Here is a 22,039-nt window from a genome sequence, read left to right as displayed (position 1 = left end):
CCCGCAGCCATGAAGCCGGTCCGGCTCTGCCGCCGGCAAACCCGATCCCGCTGGTCCAGGGCCATTGCCTGCTACTGTGCCACCCTGAAAGCACCAATCCGTCCTCCCTGGTAAGGAAAACAGGCGACAGCCAGCCTTAAAAGGCCGCTCCAAGACACCGGGAACAAAGGCGTTTTCGCTCCGCCATGAAGCGGGACGGGGGAGCGCGTTTCGGGCTTACGCTGCGTTGCCGCAATGTGCTAGAAATCCCCCTGCCCGCAGCGGACCCCAAGGCCTCGCGCCCCAGTTTCCGGGTCGAAGCTTGCCAACATTTACCGGAATTGCCTAGCCGCGCGGCCGCGAAGCCGGATCGCAGGAGATGATGAGCGAAAAGAAGACAGTCATTACCCGCTTCGCACCCTCGCCGACCGGCTATCTGCATATCGGGGGTGCGCGCACGGCCTTGTTCAATTGGCTTTTTGCGCGCCATCACCAGGGACAATTCCTGCTGCGCATCGAGGATACCGACCGGCAGCGCTCGACCGAGCCGGCCGTTGCGGCCATTTTCGAAGGCCTGCGCTGGCTCGGGCTCGACTGGGACGGCGAGGTCGTTCATCAATTTTCCCGCCAGGCCCGTCATGTCGATGTGGCCAACGAGCTTCTGAAGCAGGGCAAGGCCTATTACTGCTATGCCAGCCCCCAGGAACTCGACGAAATGCGCGAGAAGGCTCGCGCCGAGGGTCGGCCCGTGCGCTATGATGGCCGCTGGCGCGACCGCGACCCTTCCGATGCGCCTTCAGACATCAAACCCGTCATCCGGTTTCGTTCGCCCGACGAAGGCGAAACCATGGTGCGCGACAAGGTGATGGGTGATGTCCGCTTCCCGAATGATCAACTGGACGATCTCATCATTCTGCGAAGCGATGGCACCCCGACCTACAACCTCTCCGTTGTGGTGGACGATCACGATATGGGCATCACCCATATTGTTCGCGGTGACGATCATCTGACCAATGCCGGGCGCCAGAGCCAGATTTATGCGGCCCTTGAGTGGCAGGTGCCGGAATTCGCCCATGTGCCGCTGATCCACGGACCCGACGGCGCGAAGCTTTCGAAGCGCCATGGGGCACTTGGTGCCGAAGCCTATCGCGATATGGGGTATCTGCCGGAGGCCATGCGCAACTATCTGGTCCGCCTCGGGTGGAGCCATGGCGACGACGAAATTTTTTCGACCGAGCAGGCCATCGAATGGTTCAACCTCGAAAGCATCGGCCGCTCACCGGCCCGCTTCGATTTCGCCAAGCTTGAGAATCTGAACGGCCACTATATCCGCGAGGCCGACGATATCCGGCTTGCCGACGATACCATTGCCCTGATGCAGCGGCTTGAAGGCTGGGCGAACGATGCCGCCCTGCGGGCCAAGCTGATCGCCGCCATGCCCGGTCTGAAAGAGCGGGCCAAGACGCTGCTGGAAATCGGCCAGGGTGCGGCATTCCTGCGGGCCCAGCGGCCCATCGTCCTCGACGACAAGGCGTCGCAGCTTCTTGACGGCGAGGCGCGCGCCTTGCTGAAGCGTCTGCTTGACCGGCTCGAAGTTCGGAACGACTGGGCGGTTGGCGATATCGAGGCTACCGTGCGCGGTTTCGCCGAAGACGAAAATCTGAAACTCGGCAAGGTCGCGCAACCTCTGCGCGCAGCTGTGACCGGAAGTTCGGTCTCTCCGCCCATTTTCGACGTACTCGCAACACTTGGCAGGGACGAAGCGCTCGGCCGGATCAGGGATCAGGCCGCCTGATCCCTGCCTTCAGCAGGGTGACGGCCCAAACAAATATGGTATTCAACACACGGACCGGCCCACCACGAGATCAAGGCGGTCCGGGCAGACAGACAGGGACAGGCAGGCAGACATGACAAAATTCGGAACCAAGGCCGGCGCGATTTCGAACGCGACCCTTTCGGTGGACGGCAAGTCCTACGAACTTCCTGTCTATGGCGGATCGCTTGGCCCGAGCGTCGTCGACATCTCGTCGCTCTATGGCAAGAGCGGTCACTTCACCTACGATCCGGGTTTCACCTCGACAGCAAGCTGCGAGTCCGACATCACCTATATCGATGGCGAGGAAGGCATTCTGCTGTATCGCGGCTACCCGATCGACCAACTGGCCGATCATGGAAATTTCATCGAGACCTGTTACCTGCTGCTGAATGGCGAGCTTCCGAATGCAGAGCAGTACCGAGAGTTCGAACGCGCTATCACCATGCACACCATGGTGCATGAGCAGATGACCTTCTTCCTGCGTGGCTTCCGTCGTGATGCCCATCCGATGGCCATCATGTGCGGTATGGTTGGAGCCTTGTCGGCCTTCTATCACGACTCGACCGACATCAACGATCCGCTGCAGCGCATGATTGCGAGCCGCCGTCTGATTGCCAAGATGCCGACCATCGCTGCGATGGCCTACAAGTACTCGGCTGGACAACCGATCGTCTATCCGCGCAACGATCTCGATTATGCCGAGAATTTCCTCCATATGTGCTTCTCGGTTCCGGCCGAAACCTACAAGGTCGATCCCATCCTTGCGCGCGCAATGGACCGCATCTTCATTCTGCATGCCGATCACGAACAGAATGCCTCGACCTCGACGGTTCGTCTTGCAGGCTCCTCGGGTGCAAATCCGTTCGCCTGCATTGCAGCCGGCATTGCCTGCCTCTGGGGGCCGGCGCATGGTGGCGCCAACGAGGCTGCGCTCAACATGCTGCAGGAAATCGGTACGGTCGATCGCATTCCTGAATACATCAAGAAGGCGAAGGACAAGGATGATCCCTTCCGTCTGATGGGCTTCGGGCATCGCGTCTACAAGAATTATGACCCACGCGCACGGGTCATGCAGCAGACCTGCCACGAAGTGCTGAAGGTCCTCGGGATCAAGGACGATCCGATGCTGGATGTCGCGCTGGAACTCGAGCGGATCGCCCTCAACGACGAGTATTTCATCGAGAAGAAGCTCTATCCGAACATCGACTTCTATTCGGGTATCACACTCAAGGCGATGGGCTTCCCGACGACGATGTTCACCGTTCTCTTCGCCCTGGCGCGTACCGTCGGCTGGGTCGCGCAATGGAACGAGATGATCGAAGATCCGGGCCAGCGCATCGGCCGTCCGCGGCAGCTCTATACCGGCGCACCGCAGCGCAACTATGTCGAGGCTGGAAAACGAAAATAATTGAGCGATGGCCGTTCGAGAATCCGGGGCGCCTCGAAAGAGGCGCCCTTTGTTCATGACGGAGGCAGATCAAGTACTTCGAGAACGGCACGCGCGGCCCGTCGGCTCGGCGCTTCTCCGCCCACACCCATACGGCCCCGCAGCTCGTCCAAATCTGCCAGTGCACGCGCACGCGCCGGCGTATCGTGCAGCAATGGAATCAATCCCTCAGCCAGCGCATCCGGACGACACCGGAATTGAAGATATTCCTGCACCGATGGCCGGTCCAGAATGAGATTGACCAGAACCACCGAGGGTATCTTCAGAATGTTGAGCGCAAACCACCCGACGACAGCCTCTGCGCGATAGGCGATAACCATCGGGACGCGGGCAAGACCAAGCTCCAATGACACGGTTCCGGATGCCGCAAGCGCCGCAGTTGCCGCATCGAATGCCGCGCGTTTTTCCATTTCATCTTCGACGATCGTCACCGCAACCGGCCAGTCAGCGACCTCGGCCTCCACGCGCTCGCGGACATGCGACACCACTGGAAGAATGACCTGCAGACCCGGTACGTCCTTTGCCAGTCGCGTGACGGTCTCGCCGAATATGCCAATCAGATGCTTGACTTCATTGAGGCGGCTGCCCGGCAGAACCAACAACAGGGGGGCTTCTTCCGGCAGGCCGTGCTCCGCCCGAAAGCGCCTGCCCGCACCCTGCACCGGCAGGCGATCGATCGCCGGATGACCGACATAGACGCAATCGACGCCGACCGTTCGAAGAAAGGCCGGCTCGAATGGCAGCAGCGCCAGAACCCGACGGATGTATTTCCTCATGGCGCGTGCGCGGCCGCGTCGCCATGCCCAAACGCTCGGGAGAACGTAATCAATGATCGGAACAGACGGCGCGCGCCGGGCAACGCGCCGAGCTACCATGTGCGTAAACTCTGGGCTGTCGATTACGATCAGGACATCCGGCCGTTCGATCACAGCATGTCTTACCGTCTGACGGATGCGATTGAAGATGAGCGGCAGGCGCGGAATGATTTCGCGTGGCCCCATCACCGAAATATCCGTCATCGGGAAGATCGAGGTAATTCCCTCGGCGCTCATGCGCGGGCCGCCGACTCCCGAAAAGCGAACCCTTCCGCACGTCATGTCGCGCAGAGAGGCCATCAGTTCCGCTCCGAGCGCATCGCCCGAGGGTTCGCCCGCGACCAGCATGATGTGCAGATCGTTGTCCGTGGCATTCATCGACGTGCATCCGCGATACGACGCGCACCGAACCCAACGACAAAAATGCCGCGGGCATTCGCGGCCGCGGCGACAGCCTCACTGTCGACAATCAAAGTGCCGCCGGCCTCTACAGCGATGCCCGCAAGCCCGGCATCTGCAGCGTTCTCGACCGTTTTCACGCCGATTGTCGGCATGTCGACACGTCGTTCCTGCCCGGGCTTTGTCAACTTGACAAGAACTCCGGCCGGCCGGCCCGGCTGACCGCGCATGGCCGGGTCCATTTCTGCCACCCGTGCGAGCATGGCGTCGGTGCCTGCCGCATCTTCGCACGCGAGCACGGCACCGCGACAGGCGACGGCACCCTGTCCGATATCACGCGCTCCAATATCCAGCGCTGCGTGAATCGCGAGGTCGATGTCGGCTTCATGCTGCGGTTCCGGGGCAGCTCTGGTCAGCACCGCTTCCGGTGCCAGCAGGCTGTCGGCCACCTCATGCGCCCCGATGACGCGAAGACCATGGTCCCTTTCGAGATATTCGGCAATGCCCCGAAGCAAACCATCATCACCCTGTGCCAGCCAGCGAACCAGGCGCGGTAATAGCTTGATGCCGGCAAAATCCAGACCGATCTTCGTCAGATCCGGGCGATTGATTCCGCCGATCAGCACAATATCCTGACAGCCACTTTCCTTCAGCAACCGCAAGAATTCGCCATGGGCACCGATACGAACGCGGGCATGGGGATATCGATCGATCTCACTGCTTGTTTCACCGTCGATCGCGATGATGAATACGTCGCGCCCTGCGGCCACTGCCGCGTCGGCCAGCGCGACCGGCAGCGGCCCACGTCCCGCCACAATACCCAGTTTCCGGGGCTTACCCGTCATGACGGCGGCGCATGGCGCTACCCGGCCCGATCGGATCTGGGCATGCAGATTGCCCGGTCCGATTCCGCCCGGATGAAATCGACGATCTCCATCACGGCGGTATCGGTCGCATAGCGCTCGGCGACACGCGCCAACCGATCACGCAACGTGCTTTCGTCGGCAAACAATGCACCATATGCGTCGCGCATCGCATGAATCTGCTCGCGAGAAAATCCCCTGCGCTTCAAACCGATCAGATTGAGGCCCATCAGAACAGCGCGGTTTCCGACGACAAGTCCGTAGGGGATGACATCATTCTCGACGGCACTCATGCCGCCAACAAATGCGTGTTTACCGACCCGGCCGAACTGGTGAAGCGCGGCACCACCGCCAAAGATGACGTAGTCGCCAATCTTGCAATGCCCGGCCAGCATCACATTGTTCGAGAACACCACATGGTCTCCAATGATGGAGTCGTGCCCGACATGCGAGCCCGCGAGGAATGCGCAATTGCTGCCAACCCGCGTGACCATTCCGCCTCCCTCCGTTCCGGGATTCATGGTCACATGCTCACGGATGAGATTGTCAGCCCCTATGTCCAGCCGGCTCGGTTCGCCCTTGTACTTGAGATCCTGTGGCGCATGACCGATGGATGCAAAAGGGTATATCTGCGTCCGCGCCCCGACGCTCGTTCGCCCTTCGACAACAACATGTGAATGGAGCACAACCCCCTCATCCAATGTCACGTCGGGCCCAACGAGACAATAGGGACCAATACGAACATCCGGCGCCAGCCGGGCTTTCAAATGGACGGTTGCTGTCGGGTGGACTTCCGTCATTTCTCTGACCGGCTAGCAATCATTGCGCCAAGGTCGCATTCGGCGACAAGCTGCCCGTTGACGCGCCCCTCGCCATGAAACTTCCAGACCGTGCCGCGACTCTGCAGCTTGTTGACATGTATGTGCAGCACATCGCCAGGCACGACCGGCTTGCGAAACCGCGCGCGATCAACCGTCATGAAATAGACGAGCTGATTGGTGCCCGATGTACCGAGATGATTGACGACAAGCGCGCCGGCCGTCTGCGCCATCGCCTCGACAATCAGGACACCTGGCATGACCGGATATCCCGGAAAGTGACCCTGAAAGAAAGGCTCGTTGTTGGTGACGTTCTTGATTCCGATCGCCGATTCATCGCCCTTCATCTCGATAATACTGTCGATCATCAGCATCGGATAACGATGCGGAAGCAACTCCAGCACACGTTGAATATCTGCGCTTCCGAGTTTTTCCGTTGCCTCTGTATCGCTCATGCCTTGCGTCCCTCAAAGATCCGCACCAGATTCTCGCAGCCTTAGGCCGCACTTCATTTGCCGTCGTCCCGGGCCGGCTTGGGTCGCCTGCCGAGCCTTCGCAGTTCCACGACCTCTCGGCGCCATTCTGCAATCGGACGTGCCGGCACACCGCCATACTGCTGGCCGGCCGGAACGTCATGCACCACAGCGCCCCGCGCTGCAATCTGTGCACCGGAATTGACTGTCAAATGGCCCGTCACACCGACCTGCGCCGCAAGCACCACATAGTCGCCCAGCTTCGCGCTGCCGGCGAGTCCGGTCTGAGCGGCGATGACGCAATGGCGACCGATCTCGACGTTGTGACCGATCTGCACGAGGTTATCAATCTTGCTTCCTTCGCCGATCACAGTATCCGGACCGGCCCCGCGGTCCACCGTCGAGTTGGCGCCGATCTCGACGTCATCCTGGATGATCACGCGCCCGAGTTGCGGCACCTTTTCGTGGCGCGGCAGCCCCATGGCAAAGCCAAAGCCGTCCTGTCCGATACGTACGCCGGGGTGCAACAACACGCGGTCGCCGATATGGGCGTGGCTGATTGTGACGTTAGGGCCGATGAAACAATCCTTCCCGACGGTGCACCCCTTGCCGATACTGGCGTTGGCACCAATCACCGAGCCGCGGCCGATTTCGACGTTTGCGCCAATTGCGACACCGGGCTCGATGGTTACGTCGGGCGCCAACCGCGCCGTCGGATGAACCGCAGCCCGTGCATCGACCAGCGCCGGCGCGCCGAAGGTATCCGCGCCCTTGACGGTTTCGGGATGAAACATCTGCGCCGCAAGCGCATAGGCCCGATAGGGCTGTGGTGACAGAAGCAGCAACAGACCGGGCGGCGCCCTGTCCGCAAAACGCGGATGCACAATGCAGGCGCCTGCCGATGTTGTTGCAAATGCGCCGGCATATTTCGGATTGTCCAGAAAACTGAGTTCATCCGGACCGGCCGCATCGAGTGCCGCAACGCCGTCGATGCTTCGCGTTCCGTCAACACCCGGAGCAAGCTCCGCACCTACCCGTTCGGCGATGACACCGAGCGAAAAAGGACCGCTATTCGCAAAGAAGCGTTTATCCGCCATGGCCGTCGCATCTCGGCGGCCGCATCCCGGCACGCCTCTCCGTCAGATTAATTGCCGCTCTGTTGCTGCGCCTGCAATTCCGCAAGAGAAACCGGCTTCACCTCAATCGTTGTCATCTTCTCATTCAGACGCTTCAGCACTTCCGCTGTAATGTCGAGATCCGAGCCGCCCGCAAGCACAACCTGCTGGTCGAGCAGAACCGTGGCACCTTTCTCCCTCATGACATCCGCGAAGATCGGCTGCATAGCAGCGCCGACCTTGTTCTCGGCCTGCTTCACGCCCAGTTGAAGCGCCTGCCCCTTTTCCTGCATCGACTGCTGATATTCCATCACACGCTTCTGCAGCGCCTGGGCCTTCTTCTGAAAATCCTCCGGCGAAAGGAGGGCCCGCTCCTCACCCAACTTCTTGTCGTCGGCCTGCAATGCGCTTTCGGTCTTGGCGCTCTCGGCCTGGAGCTTCTTGGCCTGCTCCTGAAACTGGGTGCGGATGCTCTGCCCCACCTTCGACTGCGCATAAACCGACTCACTGTCGACAATCAGAATGACGGCCGGTTCGACGGCGAGAGCCGGTGCCGCAGTCAATGGAACCGCAACCAGCGATACAATCGCAGCTGCCGCGAGGGTACGCGCAATTACAGACTTCAACATCATCTCGAAGCATCCCTTGCTGTGTTGGTTACGTGTTGCCGGCGGCGCCGACAGACATCAGAACGACGTACCGGCACTGAACCGGAACGCCTCCTTTTCATCATAAGGTTCATCCAGAAGCACGTTCGCGAAATCGAGCCGTATCGGCCCGAAGGGCGATTGCCAATAGAGGCTGAGGCCGACCGAGGCGCGCGGCGCGAAGTCGTCGACGATATTCGACCCCGGAAAGAGTGATCGGTCATAGTCAGAGATTCCGATGTAGCCGCCATCGACGAACACCGACGTGCGGATTCCGAGTGCCTCGGGCAGGCCGTTGGGAAAGGACAGTTCCGAAGTACCGAAAATATAGGCCGTCGCGCCCACAGCGTCTCGGTTCGGCGAAGCAAGGTCGCGCGGACCGACGCCAGCGCGTGCAAATCCGCGAATCGTGTTGCCACCCTTGAAGAAATGATCGTTCAGCTGGACATCCTGACCTAACCCATAAATGTAACCGCCGTCGAGGCGCCAACTCGTCAGGAATCCCTCGGTGATTTGATAGTAGTAGCGCGCCAGAACTTCGGTCGACACATAACGGACGGTGCCGCCCAGACCTGCAAAATTCTGCGTAAAGAGGAAGTCCCAACCGCCAGTGGGGTCAACGGGATCGTCGCGATTGTCGTAGTAGTAGTCGTAACCGACGATCGAACGGTATTCGGTGCCCTCTGCAGCAAGAACAATCGGAGAAGTGGATGTTACGTTGAATATCTCATCAAAACGGAACTGGTAGCGTGCGAGGAAGCGGCTCTTTTCAGACAGCGGAAAACCGAACCGGAAGCCGAAGCCCTGCGAACGGGAGTCAAACGACGACTCGTTCTGGAAGTTGGTTTCGCTGCCGAAAATGTCGATACCGCCAACAAGATCACGATCCAGGAAATAGGGATCCGTGTAGTGGAACTCGACCAGCTGGCGGCGCTTCGAAATCGAAAGGGATGTGCTCAACTGGAGACCACGGCCCAGGAAGTTTCGTTCGGAGAGCTGAATGCCCGCCACAGCATTGTCCAGCGTCGAGAAGCCGGCGCTCAATGACAGCGAACCTGTTGATTGCTCCTGAACATCAACGTTCAGGATTGTCTTGTCGGGCGCTGTGCCTGGATCCTGCGTTACGGTGACCCGGCTGAAATACTGCAGAGCACGAATATTTTTCTCCGAGTCGTCCAGCAACACCTTGTTGAACGCATCGCCTTCGGACATCCGCATCTGCCGGCGCACAACCTTGTCCAGCGTGCGTGAGTTGCCGGTGATGTTGATTCGCTCGACATAGACCCGGGGGCCCTCGGTGATCTGGAACGTCAAGTCGATGATACGCTCATCCGGACGGCGGCTGACGCGCGGCCGAACTTCGGCGAACGCATAGCCGCTGGTGCCGGCGGCAAAGGTCAATGCGTCAATCGTCTTGTCGATCAAGCCGGCATTGTATATCTCGCCAGTCTTGGCCAGAACGAGACTCTCGAGCTCTTCCTGATCAAGTTTGTCGATTGCCGTCGCGACCTTGATGTCGCCGAACTCGTAAACCTCGCCCTCATCGACCGTAAAGGTGATGTGGAAGGCCGCGTCATCGCGGCTCAGATCGGCGACGGCCGAAACGACGCGGAAATCGGCATAGCCACGCTGCAAATAATAGCGGCGCAGCAATTCACGGTCATAAGTCAGACGATCGGGATCGTAGGTGTCCGATGACGACAGAAACTTCCACCAGGCCGACTCCCCGGTCGATATGACTTCACGCAGCTTTCCGTCGCTGAACTGGCTGTTGCCGATGAAATTGATCGACGCAATCTTGGTCTTGGGACCCTCGGCGATCTCGAAGACGAGATCGACCCGGTTTTGAGGAAGCTGAATGACCTTGGGCTCAACCGTCGCGGAAAAGCGTCCGCTGCGACGATACAGCTCAATCATGCGGGTAACATCCGCCTGAACCTTGGCACGCGTATAGACAACGCGCGGCTGAAGTTGCACTTCTTTCTGAAGGTCCTCCTCCTTGAGCGCACTGTTACCCTCGAAGGCGACACGGTTGACGATCGGGTTCTCGACGACCGACACGATCACGCGACTGCCTTCCTGGCGCAGCGTGATGTCGGCAAAAAGGCCTGTGCCGAAGAGCTGTTTGAGAGAAGCGTCGGCGATCGACGGATCATATGGCACGCCCGGACGAAGCAGCATATACGACCGCACGGTATCGGATTCGATACGCTGGTTGCCCTGTACTGCTATCTCTGTGATGACAATCCCTGTCGATGAATCCTGCGCCCGTGCGGCGCTGAAATCTCCGACACCAGAAACTGCTCCAGCGAAAACAAGTGCGACGGCCATCCCGCCGACACGCGCCATCCCGATTACCAATCCGGCCAGTCGCCCCATCCTGTCCCCTGCCTGTCCTTGATGCGCCGGTCTACAGCCAGCGACATAATCCACATCGCCCTCGCCGTCAGCCGGCGAGAGCGAAACACTCAACTAAAAAGGCCTGTCAAAAACGAAAAGACCTGAAGATGAACCAGGTCGTTCCATGTCGCAAAAACCATCAACATCATCACAAGCGCAAGACCGATCCGGAAACCGTATTCCTGCGCCTGCTCTCCCAGCGGGCGCCCCCGTATGGCTTCCACCGCGTAATACAGAAGATGCCCGCCATCAAGCAGCGGTACCGGAAAGAGATTGAGCAAACCAATGCTGACCGAGAGTACCGCCACCATGCTCAACAGCGCCATGAAGCCGATGGTCGCCACCTGTCCGGAAACCTGCGCAATACCGAGAACACCGCGCAACTGATCGGCGCTTTCGCGGCCGGTAACAATGCCACCCAGATAGTTCAGCGTCCTCTCTGCAACAAACCAGGTTTCCTTGGCACCAAGCCAGAGCGCATTCACGGGGTCGCTGCGAACAATCTCGATATTGCCGGTGCTACCGTGACGCTGGATACCAAGGCGCGCAACACGATGGACATTGCCGAAATTGTCGACGACTTCCTGGACTTCCGGGGTCGCACGGAGCAGCACCTCGACACCACCCCGGTCCACACGGAAATTAAGCTCCGACGAGCTAGTCGATACGACGCGTTGCATCTCTTCAAAGCTCGCAACAGGCCTGCCATCGATCGAAATGACCCTGTCGCCCGCCACAAACCCGGCCGCAGCCGCCGGACTTCCCGGCATGACTTCATCCACAAGCGGTGTTGCCACTGTGCGTCCCACGAATGTGAAAACGCCCGCAAAAATGACGATGGCAAGGATGAAATTGGCAATCGGTCCGGCGGCAACGATCGCTGCGCGCTGGCGCAATGGCTTGAAATGGAAAAGATGCTCGCGGTCGCCCGCCGGGATTTGCGCCAGCCGTTCACGATCGGGAACACTCGCGGCATTCTCGTCGCCGGCAAACTTCACGTAGCCGCCAAGCGGAATCCAACTGACTTTCCAGCGCGTCCCATGCCGGTCATTCCAGCCAAAGATTTCGCGTCCAAATCCGATCGAAAAAGTGTCAACCTTTACGCCGCACCACCGCGCCACCAGAAAATGCCCGAGTTCGTGGAAAAAGACCACGACCGTCAGCACGAACAGGAAGGGAATGAGGTAGCCTCCAAGGCCACCGATACCTGCAAGAAAATCCATCGCGTTCAAGCCACAATCCCACTCATACCGATCCACGCCACCCTTCATCTCGTCGAGAGAAGAGCGCCCCCTGTGCCTGCAACTGTCGCCGCCCATCCGACGCGGATCAAGCGTGGCCGTCCGGCGACACAGCCTACGTCAGCGGCCGCTTTTTTGCACCATTTCCTCGGCACGAATCCGGGCAATTCGGTCAAGTTCGTAAACTCCAGCAAGGTCCGCAGGCGCGGTCCCAAGCGCTTCAGTATGCCCCAGGACAGCCGCCGTGACCGTCACAATCTCGGAAAATCCTATGCGTCCCGCCAAAAATGCGGCAACGGCGACCTCATTGGCAGCGTTGAGGACCGTCGGGGCACCACCAGCGGTCCTCAGCGCCTCGCGCGCCAAGGTCAAAGCCGGAAATCTTTTTAAATCAGGTGCTTCGAAAGTTAACTGACCAATTTGCGCGAGGTCAAGGCGGGCAGTCGGTGCCGCCATCCGCCGGGGCCATGCCAAGGTATAGGCAATCGGTGTCCGCATGTCGGGCATGCCCAGTTGGGCAAGCACGGATCCGTCAATATAGGCCACCATGCTGTGCACAATGGATTCAGGATGAATGACAACATCAAGGCGTTCTTCGCCCACGGGAAATAGATAATGGGCCTCGATCAGCTCGAGTCCCTTGTTCATCAATGTCGCTGAATCAACCGAAATCTTCGCTCCCATGTCCCAGCGCGGATGGGCAACTGCCTGCGCTGGCGTGGCCACAGCCATCTCGGCGGCGTTCCAGGTCCGAAAAGGACCACCTGAAGCCGTCAACACGATCCGCTCAACCGACTCCAGCCGATTGGCGTCGAGTACCTGAAAAATCGCATTGTGTTCAGAATCGACGGGTAACAGCGTTGCGCCAGAGCCGTTCACTTCCTTGAGGAAAAGCGGGCCGGCCGAAACAAGGCATTCCTTGTTTGCAAGTGCAACACAGGCCCCCTGCTTGACCGCCGCAAGCGTCGGTGCCAGTCCGGCCGCCCCAACGATCGCAGCCATGACCCAATCTGCAGGCTGGGAGGCAGCGGCAATAACCGCCTCAGCGCCCGCCGCGATCTCGATCCCGGTACCTGCCAGGCCGGCTTTCAACTCCGGGTAGCCGGCCGGGTCAGCAACGACGGCAAGGCGCGGTCTGTATTCCCTTGCCTGCTCGATCAGTGTGCGCACATTGCGGTGGGCGGTCAGCGCAACAAGATCGAAGTGCGATCGATTACGTCCGATCAAATCAAGGGTCGAACAGCCGATAGAGCCCGTCGACCCCAGAATGGTCACGGCTTTTGTTCCGGCGGCAATTACCTCGGTTGGGCTGTCCGATTGCGCTTCGGCTGTCAGGGCCAAATCAAAACTCCCGCACCCGGATGAGCGGCATTGTGCAGAAATGCCAACAGGGCCGAGCCAACAGCGACCGCCACCAATCCATCCACGCGGTCGAGGATACCGCCATGACCCGGGATGAGATTACCTGAATCCTTGACGCCGGCGCGGCGTTTGAGGGCGGATTCGAAGAAATCACCCGCCTGCTCGATCACCGTCATGCCCACGCCGATCAAAGCCAGCAACAGTGGCGATCCAATTCCGATCCAGAGTGACGTCGCAATGCCGACCATCGCTGCCCCGGCCATACCACCCAGGAGTCCGGCCCAGGTTTTTTTGGGCGAAATGCGCGGCGCGAGCTTCGGTCCGCCGATGAAGCGGCCGGCGAAATAGGCAAAAACGTCGATGGCCCAGACCGTGGTCAGCAGCCAGAAGATTGCGGCAAGCCCCCATTCGGGGTCGCTTCGTAGCCAGATCAACGCCACAAGCGCCAGAACCAGATAGGGATAGGCAACAAGCGGTGGCCCAAAGCTGCGGCCTGTCCAGCTTCGGCCGGCCAAGGCGAAAGCCAGTATGGCACCGCCCGCGGCCAGCGCACCAGCCGGCATTCCGGCCGTAGTCAGAACGATTGCGGCCAGCCCCGCGACCACCAGACCCGCCGATCCACGCCAATCGACAGGTCCGACTTCAGGATGACCGTAGAGGAGCCGCGTCAATTCCTGTGCCATGAACACCGCGGCAATGGCCAGCAAGGCCGAAAAGTACCACCCCCCGGCCCAGGCCGCAGCCAGCGCGACGGGCGCGAGGAGAGCCGCCGACACAATGCGCTTTTTCAGTTCTGCGCCAGGATTCCCGGCGGGCCGATCCGTGCTGTCGGCTGTCATTGGCTATCCCTCGCCGAGCGTTGGCGCATCCGATCCGGAGCCGCCGTATCGACGGCTGCGGCGCCGAAATTCATCTACCGCCGCGCGCAGCCCGTCCGGCGTGAAGTCCGGCCAGAGGTCGTCGGCAAAAACGAGCTCGGAATAGGCGCTTTGCCAGAGCAGAAAATTCGAAAGTCGCATTTCGCCGCTTGTCCGGATAATCAGATCGGGATCCGGAACTCCGGCGGTATCGAGGTGGTCCGAGACTGTTTCGGGCGTAATTGCTTCAGGATCGAGGCTGCCCGCCTGAACTTTGCGCGCAATGCGCCGCACTGCGGACGTGATCTCCGTCTGACCACCATAGTTGAAAGCAATTATGAGCTTCAGCCGATTGTTGTCACGGGTCAATGTCTCGGCCTCGCCGATCATCGCGACGATATCGGCATCGAGATGATCGCGTTCGCCAATCACGCGAACCTGGACGCCATTCTGATGCAATTCCGCCAGGTCACGACGAATAAAGAGCCGGAGCAACCCCATCAAGTCGCTGACTTCTTCAGGCGGACGCTTCCAGTTCTCCGAACTGAAACCGTAGAGCGTCAGGTATTCGATCCCCAACTCGCCGGCCGCACGGACGATGACACGAACGGTCTCCACGCCCTGCCGATGACCGGCGACCCGCGGCAGATGCCGCTTTGCCGCCCAGCGTCCGTTGCCATCCATGATGATCGCGACATGCCGCGGCACCGTGCCCGGTGCGGGGTCGCTCATCGTGTGGCTGGATCTCAGCATCATCGTTCAGAGCTTTTCCTTGAAAGACACACGGTTACCGCATTATCTCCATCTCGCACAGCAAAGTGTCCGCACGCAGCCTATACCTGCATGATCTCGGCTTCCTTGTGAGCAAGGGCGGCATCGATCTCACCAATGATCTTATCGGTCAGTTTCTGGACCTTGTCGGTCCAGGCCTTGTGATCGTCCTGCCCCATCTGCCCATCTTTCTCGAGACGCTTCAACTCGTCCATCGCATCGCGCCGCACATTGCGTACGGCCACACGCGCCTGCTCAGTGTACTTGGCGGCGATCTTTGAAAGCTCGCTGCGTCGCTCCTGATTGAGCTCCGGGATCGGCAAACGGATCAGTGTGCCGTCGATGTTCGGGTTGAGGCCAAGCCCCGAGTTGCGGATCGCCTTCTCGACGGCGGCAACCATTCCCTTGTCCCACACCTGCACCGTCAGCATGCGGGACTCGGGAACGCCGATCGTGCCGACCTGATTGATCGGCATGCTCTGACCATAGGCCTCTACAATGATTGGCTCGAGCAGGCTCGCAGAAGCGCGGCCGGTACGCAGGCCGCCAAATTCCTGCTTCAGCGCCTGTAATGCGCCACGCATCCTGCGTTCGACATCGTCGAGATCGAAATCAGTATCAGCCATTTCCTGTCCTTCCGGTCTTTTCCGTCGTCGGTCGTGGCACGTTCAGGCCGCGTCCGAAATGATAGTGCAGCGGCCCGCACCTGTCAGAACGTTGATGAAACCACCCGCGTCGTCGATCGAATAAACGATGATCGGAATGCCGTTTTCGCGCGCCAGAGAGATTGCCGAAGCGTCCATCACCTTCAGATCGCGGGACAGCACATCCATGTAGGTCAGGCGCTCGTAGCGTTCGGCATTGGCCACCTTGTGAGGGTCCGCCGAGTAGACGCCGTCAACCTGTGTACCCTTCAAAAGGGCGTCGCATCCCATCTCGACCGCCCTCAGGGCGGCAGCCGTATCGGTGGTGAAGAACGGGTTGCCGGTACCGGCCGCAAAGATTACAACGCGACCTTTTTCCATATGGCGAACCGCACGACGACGAATATAAGGCTCGCACACCGTCATCATCGGAATCGCCGACAGGACCCGCGTCGGAACCCCGATGCTTTCGAGCGATTGCTGCATAGCCAGAGAATTCATGACTGTCGCCAGCATGCCCATGTAGTCGGCACTCGCCCGCTCCATGCCCTTAGCCGCCCCGGACAGGCCACGAAAAATGTTGCCGCCGCCGATAACCAGGCATACCTGGACGCCTGCATCGGTCACCTGCTTGATCTCGTTCGCGATGCGCCCGACGGTCTCGACGTCAATGCCGTATTGCCCGTCCCCCATCAGGGCCTCACCCGAGACCTTCAGCAGAACACGTGAATAGAGTGTTTTCGGGGGCATGGTACCTATTCCATCAAGACGTGACAGGGCAGCCGGATCGAATCCGCAGGACGTCCCAACAATAACGCCCCCGACGCACAATGGCGAAGGGGGCGTCAATGCGAATGCCGAAACCCGCCTAACCGCGCGCGGCCGCTGCCACTTCTGCGGCGAAGTCCGAATCTTCCTTCTCGATACCTTCGCCCAGCGCGAAGCGCACGAAACCGACGACATTGACGGGAGCGCCAATACCGGCTTCGGCAGCCTTGACCGCCTTTTCGACGGTATTGTCGGGGTCAATGACAAAGGCTTGCGAGAGCAGAACGACCTCCTCGTAGAACTTCCGGATCCGACCCTCGACCATCTTCTCGATGATGTTATCGGGTCGGCCGCTTTCCTTGGCTTCAGCGATCAGGACGTTGCGCTCGCGCTCAACGACTGCCGGATCGAGTTCGTCAGTCCGGGTCGCAAGCGGATTGGTCGCTGCGATATGCATCGCGATCTGGCGGCCCAACTCCGAAAGCTTCGCCTTGTCACCAGTCGACTCGATGCCAACGAGGACACCGATCTTTCCAAGCCCCGGCACGACCGCATTATGCACATAGGCTGCGACGATTCCGTCGGAGACTGAGATCGAACCGACACGGCGCACATTCATGTTTTCGCCGATGGTGCCGACCATTTCGGTGACATAGTCTTTCACCGACTTCGAGGTTCCAGGATAAGTCGAGGCGATGAGCTTGTCGAAATCGCCGTCGACCGCCAGCGCAGCGGTTGCGATGTCGCTTACCATCGTCTGGAACTGCTCGTTGCGCGCAACGAAGTCGGTCTCGGAGTTGACTTCGACGACGGCACCCTTCGTGCCCTCCGCAACGACGCCAATCAGACCCTCAGCCGCGACGCGGCCGGCCTTTTTGGCCGCCTTGGCAAGACCCTTGGTACGCAGCCAGTCGACCGCCGCCTCCATGTCGCCGCTCGTCTCGTTGAGCGCCGACTTGCAGTCCATCATACCTGCGCCGGTCTTTTCGCGCAGTTCCTTCACCATGCTCGCGGTGATGTCAGCCATTGAATTTCCTCGATAATCGTTTGAAGCGGTGCAGCCGGACGCCTTATTCAGCGGTTGCCGGCACCTCGACAACAGGCTCGGCCTCGGCGCCGACATCCACGCCTGACGCGACATGGCTCTGCGAAATGCCATCAATGACCGCGCGCGAAACCAGGTCGCAATAGAGAGCGATCGCACGCGCGGCATCGTCGTTGCCGGGCACGGGATATGCGATGCCGTCGGGATTGGAATTCGAGTCGAGGATCGCGACAACGGGAATGCCGAGCTTGCGGGCTTCCTGAATCGCGATTTCTTCCTTGTTGGTGTCGATCACGAAAATCAGATCCGGAAGGCCGCCCATGTCCTTGATGCCGCCAATGGCACGCTCGAGCTTGTCGCGTTCGCGCGTCAGGTTCAGGACTTCCTTCTTGGTCAGGCCGCGGGCCTCGCCGGACAGCATCTCGTCGAGCTGGCGCAGGCGCCGGATCGAATTCGAAATGGTTTTCCAGTTGGTCAGCATGCCGCCGAGCCAGCGATGGTTGATGTAGTACTGCGCGCACTGGCGGGCCGCCGCGGCAACCGGGTCGGAGGCCTGGCGTTTGGTACCGACAAACAGAACACGTCCGCCACCGGCAACCGCATCGCGCACCGCGACAAGCGCCTGATGGAGGAGCGGCACGCTCTGTGCCAAGTCTATGATATGTATGTTGTTTCGGCTGCCGAAGAGGAAGGGTTCCATCTTCGGATTCCAGCGATGTGTCTGGTGGCCGAAGTGAACGCCGGCTTCGAGAAGTTGACGCATAGAGAAATCGGGAAGTGCCATGGCACTTTTGCTCCTTTTCCGGTTGAACCTCCGCGGGGAGTGAACGACTTGGCGTCGCACCGGACCGACTAACCCTATGTTTTCCTTGGTAAAAAGGAAGTGGGTGCGCCGAACCCCGCGTGTGGAATGGCGCCTTGATAGGCGCAAAACGGGCAAAAAGCAAGCGCTGACAGGCCGTTAGCACAACAGCGCTGACGACAGCCGTACCCCCCCTCTGTCACGCAACTGTCACGAAACTGTCATATTTCCTGAACCTCGACGATGCCGGGGATCGCCTTGACCGCGCCACGGACCTGCGGCGTCACCCGGTAGCGTCCCTTGAGACGCAGCTCGACCTCGCGCCCGCCCTCGCCCATCAGCACCAGCGAGACCAGGCCCTTGCCGCGCTCGCCGAGACGCGCCCTGATGGGCTCAAGCGCGGCCGGATCTTCGAGGAAGATCCTCAGCCCCTCGCCGGCATCCTTCACCACCTCGTCGACGGTGCGGATCGACTGGGCGCGCAGCTTGACCTCATCGCCGGCGCGGTCGATCTCGACGCCGATCACCACCGAACTGCCCGGCTCCATCAACTGGCGCGAGCGGGCCAGCACTTCGGAAAAGACCACGACCTCGAACTGGCCGCTCGCATCGGAGAGACTGAGAAAGGCAAAGGGGTTGCCCTTTTTCGACTTGCGCTCCTGGCGGGCGGTGACGGTGCCGGCGACGAAGCCGGCCTGCACGCCGCGGGCCAGCAATTCGGCGATGGTCGCCACCCCGGCGCGACGCAGCGAGGTGCGGTAGTCGTCGAGCGGATGGCCGGAGAGATAGAAACCGACCGCATTGAATTCCTCGGTCAGGCGCTGCACCGCCAGCCAGGGCTCGACCGACGGCAGGGCCGGATTGGCCGGCTGGGCGCCGCTGTCGCCGCCGAACAGGCTGTCCTGCCGGCTCTCGCGCTCCTGGGCAGACGCATTGGCCGTGCCCAGCACAAGATCGACGGCGGCCAGCACCTGGGCGCGGTCCGGGTTCAGACAATCGAAGGCGCCGGCGCGGGCCAGATTTTCGAAGGCACGCTTGTTGACGATGCGCGGATTGATGCGGCGGGCGAAATCGAACAGGTCGCGGAAGGGGCCGCCCTCGCGGCGGACCTCGACCAGATGCTCCATCGCCTGGCGGCCGACATTCTTGATCGCGGCCAGCGCGTAGAGGATTTCGCCATCGGCGACGCCGAACATCGCTTCCGAGCGGTTGACGCAGGGCGGGCGCACCGCAATGCCGAGACGCTCGGCCTCCTGCTTGAAGAGACCGAGCTTGTCGGTGTTGCCGAGATCGAGGCTCATTGAGGCGGCGAGAAACTCGACCGGATGGTTGGCCTTCATCCAGCCCGTCTGGTAGGCGACCAGCGCATAGGCGGCCGCATGCGACTTGTTGAAGCCGTAACCCGCGAACTTGTCGACCAGCTCGAAAATGTTTGACGCTTGTCCCTTGTCGATCCCCTTGGCGACGGCGCCGCTGACGAAGCGTTCCTTCTGCGCCTCCATTTCGGCCTTGATCTTCTTGCCCATGGCGCGGCGCAGGAGGTCGGCTTCGCCAAGCGAATAGCCGGACAGGATCTGCGCGATCTGCATCACCTGTTCCTGATAGATGATGACGCCGTGGGTTTCCTTCAGCACCGGTTCGAGCAGCGGGTGGAGATAGTCCGGCTTTTCCTGCCCGTGCTTGCGGCGGACATAGCTCGGAATGTTGTCCATCGGCCCCGGGCGATAGAGCGCGACCAGCGCGATGATGTCCTCGAAGCGGTCGGCTTCGAGCTTCCTGAGCACGTCGCGCATGCCCGAACTTTCAAGCTGGAACACGCCGATCGTCTCGCCGCGCCCCAGCATCTGGAAGGTCTTTTCATCCGCCAGCGGAAGATTGAGCAGGTCGATCTCGATGCCGCGGCGGGCGGCGAGCTTCACCGCCTGGTCAAGCACGGTCAGCGTCTTGAGGCCGAGGAAGTCGAACTTGACGAGACCGGCGGGCTCGACCCATTTCATGTTGAATTGGGTGACCGGCATGTCCGAGCGCGGATCGCGATAGAGCGGGACCAGCTCGTCGAGCGGCCGGTCGCCGATAACGACTCCGGCCGCATGGGTCGAGGCGTGGCGGTAGAGCCCTTCGAGGCGCAGACCGATTTCGAGCATGCGGGCGACGCCCTCATCGCTTGCCTGTTCCTCCTGCAGCCGCGGCTCGTCGCGGATCGCTTCGGCCAGTGTGACGGGCGCCGCGGGGTTGTTCGGCACCAGCTTGCAGAGCCGATCGACCTGACCATAGGGCAGTTGCAGCACGCGGCCGACATCGCGCAGCACGGCGCGCGCCTGCAGCTTGCCGAAGGTGATGATCTGGGCGACGCGGTCCTTGCCGTAGCGGTCCTGCACGTAGCGGATCACCTCGTCGCGGCGGTCCTGGCAGAAGTCGATATCGAAGTCCGGCATCGAGACGCGTTCAGGGTTCAGGAAGCGTTCGAAGAGCAGGCCGAAGCGCAGCGGATCGAGGTCGGTGATGGTGAGCGCCCAGGCGACGACCGAGCCGGCACCCGAACCGCGGCCGGGCCCGACCGGAATGCCCTGCCCCTTGGCCCATTTGATGAAGTCGGCAACGATCAGGAAGTAGCCCGGGAAATCCATCTTGATGATGACGTCGAGCTCGAAGCGCAGACGGGCCCGATATTCCTCTTCGGGGGCGACGGTTTCGAGCGTGGCGAGACGCTGCGTCAGGCCCTCCTCGGCCTGGCGGCGCAACTCGTCGGCCTCGCTGGTGCCGGCAGCGAATTTCGGCAGGATCGGGTCGCGCTTCATCGGGCGGACCGCGCAGCGGCGCGCAATCTCGACCGTGTTCGCGATGGCCTCGGGCAGGTCGGCAAAAAGCGCGACCATCTCGGCCTGCGTCTTGAAGCGATGTTCGGGCGTCAGGCGGCGGCGGTCGGCCTGCACGACATAGGCGCCTTCGGCAATGCAGATCAGTGCGTCATGGGCCTCGTAGTCGGCCTCGGCGACGAAATGGGGTTCGTTGGTGGCAACCAGCGGCAGGGCATGCGCATAGGCCATGTCGATCAGGGCCGGTTCGGTCTGGCGCTCGCGGGGCTGCCCGTGGCGCTGCAACTCGACATAGAGCCGGTCGCCGAAGGTCGCCTTCAGCTGCAGCAGCAGCGCCTCCGCCGCCGGGCGCTGCCCATTCTCCAGCAGCCGGTTGACGATGCCGTCCGGTCCGCCCGTCAGGCAGATCAGGCCGGCCTGAAATTCCGCCAGAAGCGCCAGCGGCACATGCGGGGCCTCGCCGGCCTCCGGACCGAGGAAGGCGCTGCTCGAAAGCTTCATCAGGTTGAGATAGCCCTGCTCGTCCTTGGCCAGCAGGGCCAGTGTGCCGGAGGGTTCGCGGCGCAGCGGGCCGCGGGCCGGTTCCTCGCCCTCGTCGAGCAGGATCGGCAGGGTGCAGCCGATAATCGGCTGGATGCCGGCCTCGGAGAGGGTTTCGGCAAATTCCAGCGCGCCGAAGAGATTGGCCGTATCGGTGATGGCAACGGCCGGCATGCCGTCGGCCTTGCAGAGCTTCGGCACGTCCTTGACGCGGATCGCGCCCTCCAGCAGCGAATAGGCGCTGTGGAGGCGCAGATGGATGAACTGGGGGGACGAGTCGGGCATGGGGCATTGTCGGGCGCCCTGCCCGGAGAGTCACGCGGGGAGGACGGCGGAGGCGTGCCAAAGCTGTGGAGAACCCCTGCTTGGCAGCCCTCAAGCGTCGAGTCAGCGCCCCCGTCCCGAAATTTGCGAGAGCAAA

18 protein-coding genes are annotated in these 22,039 nt (G+C 61.0%); 2 read left to right on the top strand and 16 right to left on the bottom strand.

Features of this window, described 5'->3' with window-relative positions:
- Positions 1–361 precede the first annotated feature (361 nt).
- Together gltX and gltA are read left to right on the top strand one after the other, a co-directional pair.
- Positions 362–1,774 (top strand): glutamate--tRNA ligase, encoded by a 1,413-nt coding sequence (gltX, locus tag AAC071_RS00495; protein ID WP_339828668.1) that lies wholly within the window; start codon positions 362–364, stop codon positions 1,772–1,774.
- A gap of 112 nt (positions 1,775–1,886) precedes the next feature.
- On the top strand, positions 1,887–3,203 hold the full coding sequence (gltA, locus tag AAC071_RS00490) for a citrate synthase (RefSeq protein ID WP_339828667.1): 1,317 nt from the start codon (positions 1,887–1,889) through the stop codon (positions 3,201–3,203).
- Between the two features lie 53 nt (positions 3,204–3,256).
- Here the strand turns inward: gltA and lpxB are convergent, their stop codons facing one another.
- From lpxB to dnaE, 16 genes are all read right to left on the bottom strand, one after another.
- The gene (gene lpxB, locus AAC071_RS00485; RefSeq protein ID WP_339828665.1) at positions 3,257–4,435 is read right to left on the bottom strand and encodes a lipid-A-disaccharide synthase; all 1,179 of its coding nucleotides are present in this window, start codon (positions 4,433–4,435) and stop codon (positions 3,257–3,259) included.
- Positions 4,432–5,301 (bottom strand): UDP-2,3-diacylglucosamine diphosphatase LpxI, encoded by an 870-nt coding sequence (lpxI, locus tag AAC071_RS00480; RefSeq protein WP_339828663.1) that lies wholly within the window; start codon positions 5,299–5,301, stop codon positions 4,432–4,434. The genes lpxB and lpxI overlap by 4 nt, the downstream gene beginning before the upstream one ends.
- Positions 5,302–5,318: 17 nt before the next feature.
- Positions 5,319–6,119: an acyl-ACP--UDP-N-acetylglucosamine O-acyltransferase gene (gene lpxA, locus AAC071_RS00475; RefSeq protein WP_339828661.1), complete on the bottom strand. Its 801-nt coding sequence runs from the start codon at positions 6,117–6,119 to the stop codon at positions 5,319–5,321.
- Entirely contained in the window at positions 6,116–6,592 is a 477-nt protein-coding gene (gene fabZ, locus AAC071_RS00470; protein ID WP_339828659.1) for a 3-hydroxyacyl-ACP dehydratase FabZ, read from the bottom strand. The genes lpxA and fabZ overlap by 4 nt, the downstream gene beginning before the upstream one ends.
- 53 nt (positions 6,593–6,645) lie before the next feature.
- A complete protein-coding gene (gene lpxD / locus AAC071_RS00465; RefSeq protein WP_339828657.1) occupies positions 6,646–7,707 on the bottom strand; it encodes a UDP-3-O-(3-hydroxymyristoyl)glucosamine N-acyltransferase in 1,062 nt (353 codons plus the stop codon).
- A 47-nt stretch (positions 7,708–7,754) separates the two neighbouring features.
- Positions 7,755–8,354, bottom strand: a complete 600-nt coding sequence (locus AAC071_RS00460) for an OmpH family outer membrane protein (protein WP_339828655.1) — start codon at positions 8,352–8,354, stop codon at positions 7,755–7,757.
- A gap of 57 nt (positions 8,355–8,411) precedes the next feature.
- Complete coding sequence (gene bamA, locus AAC071_RS00455) at positions 8,412–10,844, bottom strand: outer membrane protein assembly factor BamA (protein WP_339828653.1); 2,433 nt, start codon at positions 10,842–10,844, stop codon at positions 8,412–8,414.
- Complete coding sequence (gene rseP / locus AAC071_RS00450) at positions 10,841–11,995, bottom strand: RIP metalloprotease RseP (RefSeq protein ID WP_339829241.1); 1,155 nt, start codon at positions 11,993–11,995, stop codon at positions 10,841–10,843. The genes bamA and rseP overlap by 4 nt, the downstream gene beginning before the upstream one ends.
- Positions 11,996–12,133: 138 nt before the next feature.
- Entirely contained in the window at positions 12,134–13,354 is a 1,221-nt protein-coding gene (locus tag AAC071_RS00445) for a 1-deoxy-D-xylulose-5-phosphate reductoisomerase (RefSeq protein ID WP_339828651.1), read from the bottom strand.
- On the bottom strand, positions 13,345–14,214 hold the full coding sequence (locus tag AAC071_RS00440) for a phosphatidate cytidylyltransferase (RefSeq protein WP_339828649.1): 870 nt from the start codon (positions 14,212–14,214) through the stop codon (positions 13,345–13,347). Before AAC071_RS00440 ends, AAC071_RS00445 begins: the two co-directional genes overlap by 10 nt.
- A gap of 3 nt (positions 14,215–14,217) precedes the next feature.
- Positions 14,218–14,964 (bottom strand): isoprenyl transferase, encoded by a 747-nt coding sequence (locus tag AAC071_RS00435; protein ID WP_339829239.1) that lies wholly within the window; start codon positions 14,962–14,964, stop codon positions 14,218–14,220.
- 101 nt (positions 14,965–15,065) lie between these two features.
- Entirely contained in the window at positions 15,066–15,629 is a 564-nt protein-coding gene (gene frr / locus AAC071_RS00430) for a ribosome recycling factor (protein WP_339828646.1), read from the bottom strand.
- Between the two features lie 42 nt (positions 15,630–15,671).
- Positions 15,672–16,397, bottom strand: a complete 726-nt coding sequence (pyrH, locus tag AAC071_RS00425; protein ID WP_339828644.1) for a UMP kinase — start codon at positions 16,395–16,397, stop codon at positions 15,672–15,674.
- A 118-nt stretch (positions 16,398–16,515) separates the two neighbouring features.
- A complete protein-coding gene (gene tsf, locus AAC071_RS00420) occupies positions 16,516–17,442 on the bottom strand; it encodes a translation elongation factor Ts (protein ID WP_339828642.1) in 927 nt (308 codons plus the stop codon).
- Positions 17,443–17,485: 43 nt separating this feature from the next.
- The gene (gene rpsB / locus AAC071_RS00415) at positions 17,486–18,244 is read right to left on the bottom strand and encodes a 30S ribosomal protein S2 (protein ID WP_339828640.1); all 759 of its coding nucleotides are present in this window, start codon (positions 18,242–18,244) and stop codon (positions 17,486–17,488) included.
- A 239-nt stretch (positions 18,245–18,483) separates the two neighbouring features.
- Positions 18,484–21,903 (bottom strand): DNA polymerase III subunit alpha, encoded by a 3,420-nt coding sequence (dnaE, locus tag AAC071_RS00410; RefSeq protein ID WP_339828638.1) that lies wholly within the window; start codon positions 21,901–21,903, stop codon positions 18,484–18,486.
- Between the last annotated feature and the right edge of the window lie 136 nt (positions 21,904–22,039).

Origin of the sequence: uncultured Parvibaculum sp. (assembly GCF_963975745.1) — a bacterium.
Lineage (GTDB): Bacteria > Pseudomonadota > Alphaproteobacteria > Parvibaculales > Parvibaculaceae > Parvibaculum.
Note: the sequence above shows the minus strand (reverse complement) of the source record. Positions and strands in the feature narration are given on the sequence as shown.

Bases quoted from the DNA above. Each gene is read 5' to 3' on its own strand.
- AAC071_RS00440 (WP_339828649.1), bottom strand. From the start codon at position 14,214: ATGACAGCCGACAGCACGGATCGGCCCGCCGGGAATCCTGGCGCAGAA.
- frr (WP_339828646.1), bottom strand. From the start codon at position 15,629: ATGGCTGATACTGATTTCGATCTCGACGATGTCGAACGCAGGATGCGT.
- AAC071_RS00460 (WP_339828655.1), bottom strand. From the start codon at position 8,354: ATGTTGAAGTCTGTAATTGCGCGTACCCTCGCGGCAGCTGCGATTGTA.
- fabZ (WP_339828659.1), bottom strand. From the start codon at position 6,592: ATGAGCGATACAGAGGCAACGGAAAAACTCGGAAGCGCAGATATTCAA.
- lpxD (WP_339828657.1), bottom strand. From the start codon at position 7,707: ATGGCGGATAAACGCTTCTTTGCGAATAGCGGTCCTTTTTCGCTCGGT.
- tsf (WP_339828642.1), bottom strand. From the start codon at position 17,442: ATGGCTGACATCACCGCGAGCATGGTGAAGGAACTGCGCGAAAAGACC.
- lpxA (WP_339828661.1), bottom strand. From the start codon at position 6,119: ATGACGGAAGTCCACCCGACAGCAACCGTCCATTTGAAAGCCCGGCTG.
- AAC071_RS00435 (WP_339829239.1), bottom strand. From the start codon at position 14,964: ATGAGCGACCCCGCACCGGGCACGGTGCCGCGGCATGTCGCGATCATC.
- gltX (WP_339828668.1), top strand. From the start codon at position 362: ATGAGCGAAAAGAAGACAGTCATTACCCGCTTCGCACCCTCGCCGACC.
- rpsB (WP_339828640.1), bottom strand. From the start codon at position 18,244: ATGGCACTTCCCGATTTCTCTATGCGTCAACTTCTCGAAGCCGGCGTT.
- rseP (WP_339829241.1), bottom strand. From the start codon at position 11,995: ATGGATTTTCTTGCAGGTATCGGTGGCCTTGGAGGCTACCTCATTCCC.
- dnaE (WP_339828638.1), bottom strand. From the start codon at position 21,903: ATGCCCGACTCGTCCCCCCAGTTCATCCATCTGCGCCTCCACAGCGCC.
- pyrH (WP_339828644.1), bottom strand. From the start codon at position 16,397: ATGCCCCCGAAAACACTCTATTCACGTGTTCTGCTGAAGGTCTCGGGT.
- gltA (WP_339828667.1), top strand. From the start codon at position 1,887: ATGACAAAATTCGGAACCAAGGCCGGCGCGATTTCGAACGCGACCCTT.
- lpxB (WP_339828665.1), bottom strand. From the start codon at position 4,435: ATGAATGCCACGGACAACGATCTGCACATCATGCTGGTCGCGGGCGAA.
- lpxI (WP_339828663.1), bottom strand. From the start codon at position 5,301: ATGACGGGTAAGCCCCGGAAACTGGGTATTGTGGCGGGACGTGGGCCG.